Annotated in this window: 8 protein-coding genes; 3 read left to right on the top strand and 5 right to left on the bottom strand. The window is 68.8% G+C overall.

The genetic code is table 11. The features are described 5' to 3' along the window. Window position 1 precedes the first annotated feature (1 nt). Window positions 2-652: a response regulator transcription factor gene (locus AOZ06_RS20665; RefSeq protein ID WP_054290911.1), complete on the top strand. Its 651-nt coding sequence runs from the start codon at window positions 2-4 to the stop codon at window positions 650-652. Here AOZ06_RS20665 and AOZ06_RS20670 read toward each other — a convergent pair whose 3' ends face one another. From AOZ06_RS20670 to AOZ06_RS20680, 3 genes are all read right to left on the bottom strand, one after another. Next, a complete protein-coding gene (locus AOZ06_RS20670) occupies window positions 653-2,089 on the bottom strand; it encodes an aminotransferase-like domain-containing protein (protein WP_054290912.1) in 1,437 nt (478 codons plus the stop codon). A 239-nt stretch (window positions 2,090-2,328) separates the two neighbouring features. Next, on the bottom strand, window positions 2,329-4,011 hold the full coding sequence (locus tag AOZ06_RS20675) for an EAL domain-containing protein (protein ID WP_054290913.1): 1,683 nt from the start codon (window positions 4,009-4,011) through the stop codon (window positions 2,329-2,331). A gap of 33 nt (window positions 4,012-4,044) precedes the next feature. Next, the gene (locus tag AOZ06_RS20680) at window positions 4,045-5,139 is read right to left on the bottom strand and encodes a lycopene cyclase family protein (RefSeq protein ID WP_054290914.1); all 1,095 of its coding nucleotides are present in this window, start codon (window positions 5,137-5,139) and stop codon (window positions 4,045-4,047) included. Between the two features lie 62 nt (window positions 5,140-5,201). On the opposite strand from AOZ06_RS20680, the gene AOZ06_RS20685 reads away from it, so the two are divergent. Beyond that, window positions 5,202-6,755, top strand: coding sequence for a deoxyguanosinetriphosphate triphosphohydrolase family protein (locus AOZ06_RS20685; RefSeq protein ID WP_054290915.1), 1,554 nt, complete (start codon window positions 5,202-5,204; stop codon window positions 6,753-6,755). A 401-nt stretch (window positions 6,756-7,156) separates the two neighbouring features. Here AOZ06_RS20685 and AOZ06_RS20690 read toward each other — a convergent pair whose 3' ends face one another. Next, complete coding sequence (locus AOZ06_RS20690; RefSeq protein WP_054290916.1) at window positions 7,157-8,188, bottom strand: hypothetical protein; 1,032 nt, start codon at window positions 8,186-8,188, stop codon at window positions 7,157-7,159. A gap of 281 nt (window positions 8,189-8,469) precedes the next feature. Between AOZ06_RS20690 and AOZ06_RS20695 the strand changes: the two genes are divergently transcribed. Further along, entirely contained in the window at window positions 8,470-11,238 is a 2,769-nt protein-coding gene (locus AOZ06_RS20695; protein ID WP_225954772.1) for a S8 family serine peptidase, read from the top strand. A 36-nt stretch (window positions 11,239-11,274) separates the two neighbouring features. Here the strand turns inward: AOZ06_RS20695 and AOZ06_RS20700 are convergent, their stop codons facing one another. Further along, window positions 11,275-12,501, bottom strand: coding sequence for a low temperature requirement protein A (locus AOZ06_RS20700; protein ID WP_225954771.1), 1,227 nt, complete (start codon window positions 12,499-12,501; stop codon window positions 11,275-11,277). Between the last annotated feature and the right edge of the window lie 136 nt (window positions 12,502-12,637).

Raw genomic sequence — 12,637 nt, forward strand, 5'->3', positions numbered from 1 at the left:
TGTGAGCGTGAAGGTGCTGCTCGTCGACGACGAGGAACTGATCAGGGCCGGCCTGCGGGCGATCATCGACGCCGAACCGGACCTGGGGGTGGTCGGCGAGGCCGGTGACGGCGCGGACGTGTTGCCGCTGGTGACCAGGCTGGTGCCGGACGTGGTGCTGATGGACGTGCGGATGCCCGCGGTCGACGGGATCCAGGCGACCAGGCACATCCTCGACCGCGTCCCGGAGCCGCCGAAGATCATCGTCGTGACGACGTTCGAGAACGACGACTACGTCTACGACGCGCTTCGCGCGGGCGCCAACGGTTTCCTGCTCAAACGGGCCCGCCCGGCCGAGATCGTGCGGGCCATCCGGGTGGTCGTCGCCGGTGATTCGCTGCTGTTCCCCGACAAGATCCGGATGCTGGTCGGGCAGCGCGGCCTGGAACCCGGCCAGTCAGGCCTGCGGGAGGCAGGCCTGACCGACCGGGAGGCCGAGGTGCTCAGGCTGATGGCCACCGGCCTGTCCAATGTGGAGATATCGGACCGGTTGTTCGTCAGCGTGCAGACGGTGAAGACGCATGTGGGCAACGTGCTGTCGAAGCTGCACGCCCGCGACCGGACCCAGGCCGTGATCACCGCCTACGAATCGGGGTTCGTGACTCCCGGCTAGCTAGCGCCGCTCCGCCCACGCCTTGCTGAGCCGGGCGACCAGCTCGGTGAGGATGTCGTCGGGGAAGGCGAACGGGAACCTGATGAAGTTGTCGTGTGCGCCGGACGGGTCGGTCGCGGCGCCGGGCACCACTTCGACGCCGTGCCGCAGTGCGCTCTGGGCGAAGACGCGGGCGTCGGTGCCGGGCAGCTCGATCCACAACGCGGACCCGCCGTCCGGTGTGCGCCAACGCCATTCGGGTAAACGCTGGGTCAGCAGCTCACGGGCCCGGCCGAGCCGGTCACGCAGCTGGCTGATCCTGGTGCCCGCGAGATCGGGCAGCTGCGGCAGCAGCCGCGCCGCCAGCGCCTGGTCCAGGACCGGGCTGCCGAGGTCGGCCAGTGCCTTGTGCCGGGCCAGCCGCTCCGCGGTCTCGATCGACGAACGGACCCAGCCGACCCGCAGGCCCGCCCACACCGACTTGGCGAGCGACCCGATGGTGAGCACTTCCGCGTTGGTGCCCGCGAAAGCGGCGATCGGTGGAGGTGCGCCCTCGGCGGCGCCGATGGTGTAGGCGTGGTCCTCCACGACCGGGACGGCGTAGCGCGCGGCCAGCTCCACGATCCGGCGCCGTCTGCTCGTGGACATCAGCACACCGGTCGGGTTGTGGTACGTCGGCATGACGTACAGCAGATCCGGTTGGTGCTCGGCCATCACGCGGCTGAGCACGTCCGCGCGGATGCCCTCGTTGTCCAGGTCGACGCCGACCAGCCGGACCCCGGTCGCCCGGAGCACGTCCAGACAGCCGGGCCAGCTCGGTGTCTCCACCACCGCGGTCCAGCCGCGTCTGAGGTACATCTGGGTGATCAGGCCGATCGCCTGCTGGGCGCCGGTGGTGATCACCACCTGTTTGGGTTCGGTGGGCAGTCCGGTGCTGGTCAGGTGGGTCGCGACGGCTGAGCGCAGCTCCGGTAGCCCGGCGGGGTGGTAGCCCGACCCGTTGAGCAGCGCGGGCAGATCCGCGTGCACCAGGTCGAGCAGCGCGCCGCGCAGGTGCGGTGCGCCAGGGTCGTAGGCTCTGGCGAGTGAGATGACCTCGCCGGCGCCGTCGTTGGTGCGGTTGATGATCGGTGTCGCGCGGCCGAAGACCCGCCCTTCCACACTGGGTCGGAACCCGGGTGGCCGGACCACCCGCGTGCCGCTGCCACGTCTGCTGTCGACCAGGCCGATGGAGCGCAGCTCGTCGTAGGCAGACACCACGGTCGCGCGGCTCACGGCAAGCGCCCGCGCCAGATCTCGCTCGGACGGCAACCGTTCACCGGCATGCAGATCACCTGCGTGGATGGCCCGGCGCACAGCCTCGGCCAACCTCCGGTACAGCGGCGCCCGCCCGGCAGACGTGCTCGTCCAATCGCCGAGAACCTCGACGAGATCGGAGCCGTCGGTCAAACGGTCCATTACTCCCCCTGAATGGCCCGCGATCCAGGGCCACAACTCCCTCTGCTCGTGCCAACCTTTTCCACACTGATCGGTTTTCTGGTGGGTTCGTTAGCACTTGGCGGGAGAGTTTCGGAACTTGTGGCCACGCCGAAGATCGCTGGGGCCTGTATCGAAGTCTCCGTTCGATGAGAGTCGAGATCGTGGCGCCAGGGACCGCATCCGGCTCGGCTATCGCGGACGGGACTTCGACGCAGGCCCTAGGCGACCGGCTGCCGGACCTGACCCCTCGATGCCTTGCCGCGCAGCACGTCGACCCGCTCCGAACCCGGTCGTCCCAGCACCCAGCTCGACCCCGCGACGGCTTTGGCCTGCGATTTCAACGGAGCCAGCAATGCCGACGCCTCACGGTAGGAGGCAACGCTGTTCACGGCGCACAGCAGGGACGCCAGCGACACCGTGACCGGCCTGCCCTCGGCGGACCATTCGGTGTCCAGCAGCACCCCGGCGAGCGCCGAGATCTCGTCGAGATCGGTGACCAGCAGGAAGTCGTCGCCGCCGACGTGGCCGACGAGAACGTTCGGCATGGTCGCCGACGCGTCGGTGACGGCCCGGCCGAACATCCGGATCAGGTCGTCACCGGCGGCGAAGCCCAGCGAGTCGTTGACGGCCTTGAACGAGTCCACGTCCAGCCACGCGATGACGAACATCTCGCCGTCGGAGATCCGCCGGTCGACCTCACGCGCGATCGCGTCCGTGCCCGGCAACCGGGTCAGCGGGTTGAGCGAGACGGCCTGCTCCACCTTCATGTCCGCGACACCGCGGATCACGTCGCTCGCCCGGACGACGCCGACGCACCGGCCGCCCTCGTCGGTGACCACGACGTCGTCGCCGGTGCGTTCCCAGTCGGTGTCGCCGACCAGTTCGAGCAGCTCCATGCCGGTCGCCTCGCGGTCGATCAGCAGCGGCCGGTCGGCGTGCCGGGCCGCGGCGCGCTTGGCGTGCAGCGCGTGCCCGTACGGTCCGGCGACGATCAGCAGGAACCGGCTGCGGTCGATGGACCACTGCGGCCGCCACGCCTCGTCGACGAGGACGATGCCGTTGATGTCCGGGCGTTCGGCGAGCGTGGCGCGGACCTCCTCGGCGGTCGCGGTGATCGGCAGCATCAGCGCCGGGTGCAGGAAGTCGGTGACCGTCGGCGGTTTCACGGCGGTGACCCGCCGTTCCGCGGCCTCGGCGAGCGCCTGCGTGCGTTTCGGGTCGTCGATCGAGTCGGCGAGGTACTCGCCCTGCGCCACCCGCACACCGAGCCTGCTCAGGGTGGCGAGCTGGCTGTCGTTGGTCACGTTGACCGCGGCGAGGCGGGACTCGGTGCGCGCCGTGAGGCGCCCGAGCGCGTCGAGCATCGCCAGGGCGGCCGCGTCGTCGGGGTTGGCGAGCAGTTTCGACTGGATCTTGACCATGTCCGGCGCGGCCTCGGCGAGCAGCGCGAGCGGCACGTCACCGTCGCCGATGCCGTCCAGCGCGATCCGGAACCCCTCGGCGCGCAGCTTGGTGATGCCGTCGAGCAGGTCGGCCCGGCGGGCCTGGCAGAACGGCGTGCCGATCTCGAAGACGACGTCGCGGCTGTGCCGGTCGGTGTGCCGCAGCACGGGCAGCAGGTGGTGCAGCAGTTCGTCGGTGCGGGCCGCCGTCGACGCCAGGATGTTGACGTGCAGCGGGGTCGCGGGGTCCTGGTGCTCCGCGGCGAGCAGGGCGTGCCCGGCCAGCGCGATGTCGGTTTTCGTCAGCTGCCCCGCCCGGCCCGCGGCTTTGAGCAGGCTGTGGATGCTGCCGGACGACGGCACGGCGAGCGCCTCGACGGCGATCACACGGCCGGTGCGGGTGCTGAGCAAAGGCTGAAACGCGAAGCTCACTTCTTGCGTCGCGGACACGCACCACATACTGCCGAACGAGTACCCCTTTCGGCGAATTCGTCACCGACTGTTCATGTGCCTGACTCGGACAATCACCGATTTGGCGCACACGACGCGTGTCCGGCCCGATGCTTTGCGGAAGATCCGCAGCATCGCGCTGATCGTCGCACCCGGATCATCCCGGCCGGAAAGATATCCACGCTGCGCGTCCGGTGGTAGGTCAAAAAATAACTCGAAGAAACGCAGCGTCTCGGCGGCGGAGAGTGACAACAGCGTTTCCAGGCCGCAGTGCCTCAGGAAGTGGACCAACCGCGCACGTCCCGGCCACAGTGCGGGCCACGGGTCCTCGCCCGCCGCGATCGCCGCGGCGATCATCGGCGCCAGCCGGAATGCCTCGCCCACGCTGTATCCGGCGGCCGGGTGGACGAATCCGGCCGCCGCGCCGAACGGAAGCACCCGGCCCCGTTTCGGTTTGCGCACATCGAGCGGGAAACGCACGCGTTCGACATCGGCCGAGTCGATCTTTATCCCGTGCGGAGCGAGTCGTTCGGCCAGCGCGGTCCGCAGTGTCCGGAAATCCATTGCCGGGCGGCGCGCCAATGCCGTCTCTTCGAGAAGCACTTTGCCACCGCCGAGCGGCATCGCGTAAAGGAACGTGTTGTGACCGGACCGCCAGTCCATGAAGATCGATTCGCCGGGAGCGACGACCGGCGCGGCGACTTCCTCGGGGACAATCACCCCGTACGCCGTCTGCTCGGCCGTGCCACCCCGTGAACCCATCGCGTTCACAACGGTTCTCGCCGTGAACTGCCTGCCGTCGGCGAGTTCGAGCCGGTTCTCCGTCGCGTCCACCACCCGGCCGCTGATCGCCGTGACGTTCTTGGTCAACGCGGCCATCAGCCGCTCGTTGTCCAGGATGGCGTAGCGGCGCGGGATCACGTGCTCCTTGGTGGTGTACGCCCGCACGACCTTCGGCTCCGCCGCCGTGACGTCCGGCGGGAGCGTGGCCAGCTCGTCGCCCCACAGGCCGTACGTCGCCGGCCACCTGCGCAGCGGCTGCGGCGCGACGACGGCGGTCTCCAGGCCGAGCCGGGCGCAGTGCGCGGCGAGCGCCCACCCCGACGGCCCGGCGCCCGCGATCAAGACGTCGGGCATATCCCGATTGGACCACGCCGTGTCCGGCCACTGGTGGGGGAGGGGCCGAGTACCGTGCTGCCATGAGTGATCCGAGGGAGGAGCGGCGCTCGCACGCGGCGCCCGCGGCAGCGTTCGATCTGGCGACCAGCCCGTTCCGAGTGGACCGGGACCGCGTGGCGGGATCACCGTTCTTCGCACGTCTCGGCGGGGTCACCCAGGTGGTCAGCGCCAGCGGATCCGGGTTGCTGCACAACCGGCTGACGCACAGCGTCAAGGTCGCCCAGGTCGCGCGGGCCATCGCCGAACGGTTGCTCGCCGCGCCGCAGTACGCGGCGTTGATCGACGCGCTGGGCGGGTGTGACCCGGATGTGGTCGAGGCGGCAGCGCTGGCGCACGACCTCGGGCATCCGCCGTTCGGGCATCTGGGGGAGCAGGTGCTCGACCGGCTCGCGCGGCACCGCTTCGCCCTGGCGGACGGTTTCGAGGGCAACGCCCAGTCGTTCCGGATCGTCACCACGACGGATGTCGGCGGACCGTCCGCGGTCGGGCTGGACCTGACCGCGGCCGTGCGGGCCGCGATGCTGAAGTACCCGTGGACGCGCTTGCACCACCCCGAGGCGCACCCGCGGTTCATGCCCGAGCCGCCCCGGGGTGCTTCCGAGCCGGCGGAGGCACCGGGGACGGGATCGGGGAAGTTCTCCGCCTACGTCACCGAGCTGGACGACCTGGAGCAGGCGCGGGCGGCCTTCGAGGGGAAGCTGGCGGACTGGCAGCAGACCATCGAGGCGTCCGTGATGGACACGGCGGACGACATCGCGTACGCGATCCACGACATCACCGATTTCCACCGGATCGGGGTGCTGCAACACGCGCCCGTGGCCGCGGAGCTGGGGCAGTGGCAGGCCAACGCCGCCACCCTGGCCTGGTTGTCCGACGAGGAGGTCCGGCGCCAGGAGCGGGTGCCCGGCCGGTCCTTGGAGATGCTGCGGCGGCGGATGCACGAGAAGGACTCGTGGATCGTCAGCGACGACGCTTTCCACGCGGCCGTGGCCCGCGTCCGGTCCGAACTGGTCGACGAGTTGCTGTCGCGGCCGTTCGACGGGTCGGTGGAGGCCGAGCAGGCGGTCGCGCAGTTCTCACTGCGGTGGACTTCGCGGTTGGTCGACGAGATGGCTGTCGTCGAGGATCCGCCGACGCGGTCCGGGCACGTGATGCTGGGCGGGGAGCAGTGGCACGAGGTGCAGGTGCTGAAGTTCCTGCACCGGCGGTTCGTGTTGCTGCGGCCCGAACTGGCTTTGCACCAGCGGGGTCAGGCCCGGCTGGTCACCACGCTCGTCGAGGCTCTGGACCAGTGGCTGGGGGACCGGTTCGAGGCCGGGCGGTTGCCTCGCCGTCTGCACGACCTCGTCGAGCTGGCCACTTCGGAGTATCGGGCACTGGCTCGTTCTGAGCCCGCTGTGCTGGTTGGCGCCACCGGGGAGGCTCCGCAGGGACCTGATGCCGTTCACGGGCTGGCTCGGGGGCGGGCCGTTGTCGACTTCGTTTCTTCTTTGACGGACAAGCAGGCTGTGTCTCTTATGGATGCTTTGTCCGGGCGGAGTGGTCAGCCTTGGTCTGATGCTTTCGTTCTGTAGAGCCGTTGGCCTTGCTTCGGTTTGTTGTGCCTCGGCTGGCTGACTGACTGGGGTGTTGCCGTGCTCTGGTTTGTGACCCCTTGGTGGGCTGGGGCGGCGCCGATTTGACAAAGGAGCCCTGGGGCGCCCTCTGCGAGCGTGCAGGAGGAGCCCCTTGTTGCAGGCCAAGGCGCGGCCCTCTCCGAAGCGGCGGGGCTCTCCGCGCCGACGAGCTTACGAGCGTCCCTGCCCTTTGTGAAATCGGCGCCGCTCTTGGGTTTTGTCTCTTCTGCCTGGCCCTCTGCTTGCCGTCTGCTCGGTCTTCTGCTTTGCTCGCTGCTTGGTCCTCGGTGTGTTCGTTCGCTGCTTCGCTGCTCTGGCTTCGATCGGCCGTACTCTCTCACTGCCTGCGCTCACGGTCGTCAGGCGGCCGGTCGGCTGGTGTTGCCCTGCTTCGCCTGGAACTGCAGTGCTCTCAGGCGGAACTCTTTTGATCTTGTTCCGCTCAGCAGCAGGTCCAGCCTTCCGGTCAGCACGTAGGTGCCGCATCGTCCCTTTGCCATTGTCGTCGGGGCTGGGTCTGCCCACGGCGCTTGGGTTTTGAGTGTTGCGGTTCGCCAGTCGTCCGTTGATGTCAGCCGTAGCAGTCTTGTGCTGGTTCTGGTGTTGTCTATCCCGTCCAGTGTGCTCGGGTTGTTCAGCAGCAGGCCGTCCAGGGCTCCGATTGGTTCGTCCGTCGTCACCTGGGTCAGGTTTTCCGGCTCGTGCAACGGGATTCGCCACAGGGTCCTTCCTGATGAGTGGGCCACCAGCAGGAAAACTCTGGGGTGCAGGACTATTCCGTTCGCTCCGTTGCCCGCTCCTCCTGCCGGCATCAGTCTGTCGTCTCGGACCAGTGTCGTCGGGCTTCCGTGTACCGGTACGCGGTAGATCGCCCCGCTTCTGGAGTCGGTCACGTACGCTGTGCCGTCTGGTGCGAGTGCCACGTCGTTTCCGAAGTGTGGTCGCTGCGGGTCGAGGGCTCCCAGGTCCACGTACCTGATCCGCTTGCCTGTTCTCAGGTCGTGGATTCCCAGTCCTGCCGTCTTTCCGTTCGTCTCCGGTGTCGAGCCGTCGGCTATCCCGATGTCTGCGTTCACCGCGAGGATTCGTCCTCTTCTCGCGTCCACCGCCAGGCCCATGGTGGTGATCAGGTTCGAGTCCCGTACCAACGTTCGGGCTGAGCCGTCCGGCCGTACGATTGAGACCGTTCCGTGTGTCACCGAGCCGATCAGGAACCGGTTTCCGTTGGGGTCGTAGGCGATGCCTTCCGGGTGCAGTTCGTCCCCCGTGCCCATCACCAGGTCCGCGCACGGTGGTTTCCCCGCTTTCTCCGCCGCCTGTGCCGCGGGGAGGGGGATCGTGGTCGCCGCTATCAGTGCCAGCGTGACCGAACGCCACCTTTGTGCTGCCATGTCGGCAAGGTAGTCCTGTTCCGGGGGTGCGCTGTACCCGCCGAAGTTCGGTGGTTTTCGCGTGCAGGTTTCGTTCCGTGACTGCTTGTGGCATCGGTGTCACTCATACGGCTGCTGTTCGGCGGGTGTTCCCGCGACATACCGTCTGCGCGATCCGGGGCTCACCCGGGATCGTCCGCGTGTGTCGGGGCACGCGTCGGAGTACTGGGAGGGGACTAGTGCGTGCAGCCATTCGGCTGAATCGAAGATTCTTAGCCGCGTCACTGGGTGTTCTGCTTTCGTTGAGCGTCACCGCGCCCGCGTCCGCCGGGCCCGATCCGGCAGGCAAGGCGCCCGCCGACGCCGCGGCCAACGCCGCCAAACAGATTTCCGCGCTGCAGGAGCTCAAGCGCTCGCAGACGCCGACCGAATCCAAGCTGGACACCTCGCTGGTCCTCGCCAAGCGGGGTGCCGATGCCGCCGGCCGCGGTCTGCGGGCCGCTGTTCCCGCGCTGCAGACCGGTGTGGCCGCCGACCGGGTCACTGTGGACATCCGGGGGACCGCGTCCGCCGACCTGCTCGACCACCTGCGCAAGATCGGCGCGGGCATCCGGTCGGTGTCCGAGCGTTACGGCTCGGTGCGGGCCGAGATTCCCGTCAGCGCCGCCGAGGGCATCGCCGCGCGCAAGGACGTCAAGTTCGTCGAGCCCGCGGTCGGGGCGATGACCGCACGGCAGCTGACCACCCCCGCCAGTCCGAGGGACGCGAAGAAACCCAGCAAGGAAGCCAAAGCCAGGGAGGTCGCCGCCCGCACGCAGGCTGCCCTGTCGGTCAAGGCCGAGCCTGTGGTCAGCGAGGGCGACCGGGCGCACAACGCCGACAAGGCCCGCCAGCAGTTCGGGGTCACCGGTGTCGGCGTCAAGATCTGCGCGCTGTCCGACGGCGTCGACTCGCTGCGCGCGTCGCAGGCCGCCGGTGAGCTGCCCGATGTCGACGTGCTTCCCGGCGAGGGCGGGTCCGGTGACGAGGGCACCGCGATGCTGGAGATCATCCACGACCTCATCCCCAACGCCAGGCTCGGTTTCGCCACTGCGTTCCGCTCCGACGCAAGTTTCGCCGACAACATCCGGAAACTCCGTTTCGACGCCAAGTGCGACGTCATCGTCGACGACGTCATCTACTTCAAGGAAGCGGTGTTCCAGGACTGGATCATCGCCCAGGCCGTCAACGACGTGACCGCGGCGGGCGCGCTCTACTTCTCCTCAGCGGGCAACGAGGGCAACGTCGTCGACGGCACCGCCGCGCACTGGGAGGGCGACTTCGCCGACTCCGGCCTGTCGATCGGCAAGTGGGCGGGCACCGCGCACAACTTCGCCGGTGCCAACGGGGTCCAGATCTACCAGCCGATCTCCGACGCCTCGTCCGCCGACGTCCCGGTTCTGCTGAACTGGTCCGACCCGATCGGCCGGTCGGCCAACGACTACGACCTGTTCCTCCTCGACCGCAACGGCAACGTCGTCTCGGCGAGCCAGAACTACCAGGACGGCGCGGCGGACGCGTACGAACGCGTGCAGACGCCACGCCTCGGTGGTCAGGGTCTGCGGGTGGCGATCGTGAAGTTCAAGGGTGAGAACCGCTACCTGTCGTTGTCCGCGTTGCGCGGGCGGTTCAAGGACACCTCGGGCGTGCTGACCGCGTACAACACTCCCGGCCAGCTCTTCGGCCACGCGGCGGCCAAGGACGCCTTCGCTGTCGGCGCGGCACCGGCGGCCACGCCGCTGCCGTTCGACCTCGAACCGGGCGACCCGCCCAACCCGAAGGGACCGTTCCCCGGCTCGTTCGGGCCGGCGTCCAAGGTCGAGCGGTTCACCTCCGACGGCCCGCGCCGGATCATCTACAACGCCGACGGCACCCCGGTCACGCCGGGCAACGTCTCGTCCACCGGTGGCGTGGTGCGCCAGAAGCCCGAGATCACCGCGGCCGACGGCGTGAGCACGACCGCGCCGGGCTTCGAGACCTTCTACGGCACCTCGGCCGCCGCGCCGCACGCCGCTGCCATCGCGGGCCTCGTGCTGTCGGGCAACCCGGGCATCTCGCCCGCGGACGTCCGTGAGGCGCTCGTGACCACGAGCGTCGACATCGAACAGTCCGGCGTCGACAACCGGTCGGGCGCCGGAATCCTTTTGGCTGACAAGGTTCTCGCCTACACCGGTGCGAGCCCGCAGCCGCTGGCCGAGCCGCAGGCGCCGACCGTGCGCGCCAGCGACGGCGGAGCCTTCATCGACCCGGGTGACACCGCGACCGTCACCTTGCCGGTGACCAACCGCGGTGACGGGTTGGCGGCGTCCACCAGCGTCGTGCTCACGTCGCCGACCGCGGGTGTGACGATCGCGCCGCGCTCGAAGTTCTACGGCTCGATCGACAAGGGCCAGACGGCGATCAACAACTTCACGATCACCGTTCCGGCCAACCACCCGCTGGGCACACCGGTCCTGCTGGACGCCAAGGTGACCTTCGCCGGTTCGCAGTCGCCGACCACGGCCAGGTTCCCCGTCAAGGTCGGCCAGCCGTCGACCGTGGTGCACGACTTCGCCTACACGGGCGCGCCGCTGGCGATCCCGGACAACGACCCGACGGGCGTGACCGTGCCGGTCCAGGTCAGCGGGATCGGCCCAGCCAGCCGCGTGACGTTCTCGATCGACGGCACGCAGTGCACCACTGACACGGGCGCGACCACTGTCGGTATCGACCACACTTTCGTGAGCGATCTCGTCGGCACGTTGCGTTCGCCGACCGGTGGCACGGTCACGGTGTTCTCCGGCAACGGTTCCAACGGGCACAACATCTGCAAGGCGGTCTTCGACGACACCGCCGCGCAGTCGATCACCAGTGCCACGTCCGACAAGGCGCCGTACACCGGCTCCTGGCGGCCGTACCAGCCGCTGGAGGGCGCACTCGGGGTCGCGGACGGCACGTGGAGCTTCCACGTGCGCGACACCGCCAACCGGGACACTGGCTCGCTGCGGGCGTTCTCACTGCACGTGTCGGGCTTCGTGACTCCAGGTAGTTGATGACGAGGGGCCGGGTCTCGTGCCCGGCCCCTTCGCTCAGTGGTGGTCCGCGTGGCGAATCTCGTCACGAAGATCGCGGTACTTGACCCACTCGTAGACGATCAAGGCGACCAGCAGCGCGGTCAGCACGCCGAGGCTCGCCATCGCGGGCAGGCTGGCCACCACGGGCACCAGTGCCAGCAGGACGACGCCGAGCACCACACGCTGCACCTTGAGGCTGCGGATGCAGCGCCACGACACCGCCGCGTACCCGAACATGAACAGCGCCACACCGCCGTACATGGCCCACAGCGGGGCGCCGTAGAGCGGGTCGGACAGCGTGTGGCCGTGCTCACCGCCCACGTAGCCGAGGACCTTCTTCAGGCCGAGGGCCAGCAGGACGATGCCGATCATCAGCGGCAGGTGCAGGTAGGTGAACGCCGTCCGGCCCATGCTCACCCGTTCGTCGCCCCGCGCGTCGCTCAGCGCGCGCTCGCAGATGATCACGTGCGTGTCGAAGTAGGACCACCACAGCGCCGCGGCGATGGTCAGGCCGAGCACGGCCGCCAGCACGATCGGCCACGAAATGGCCAGGTGGGTGACGCCGACGCCGATCGCGACGATCGACTCGCCCAGCGCGATCATGATGATCAGGCCGTAGCGCTCGGCGAAGTGCCTGGCCGAGTTCAGCCGCCACCCGGCCGTGCCGATCAGGAACGTGCCGCCGTAGTCGGCCAGCACCGCGGCGGCCCACAGCAGTGTCTGCGCCGTGCCGGTGAGCTGGGAGGCGATCGCCAGCAGGGCCGTGCCGCCGATCATGGACGGGACGAACCGGAGGATCTGGGCACGCAGCCCGGCGTCGTCCTCGGCGGCGATCCAGAACAGCCAGACGTGCACGACCCGCACGAGCAAGTAGCAGAACGCCAGCACGAGCGGGCCGTCGAGGCCACCTGGCAGGTCGTCGAAGGCCTCGGGGATGGCCAGTGCGAGCAGGAACATCGCGGCCATCGCGGCCAGCATCGCGGTGCGCGCGGGCCCCTCGTCGGCCTTGACCAAATTGGACAACCAGGAGTAGCCGATCCACGACCACCAGATCACGCTGAGCAGCAGCGCCCCGCGCAGCAGCCCCGTGCCGGTCGGCGACTCCGCCATCAAAGCCGTGACCTGCGTCAACGCGAACACGAAGACCAGGTCGAAGAACAGTTCCAGGTTCGTCGCGCTCGAACTCTCGGCGATCCGCTCCATCCGGGAACCGCGCGACTTGCTCGTTGGCGGCTTGCTCATGGCCAAGATGGTGACACGCGACCGGCGTGAGACGCGAAGCGCACACGCCCGTCCCGTCTATTGTGGACATTTAATCGCGTGGGCGTGGCGAAAACGGTTCGCCAGGGTCTGTAAACTAGACAATCGTGGTCGCCAC

Source organism: Kibdelosporangium phytohabitans (assembly GCF_001302585.1).
GTDB lineage: Bacteria > Actinomycetota > Actinomycetes > Mycobacteriales > Pseudonocardiaceae > Kibdelosporangium > Kibdelosporangium phytohabitans.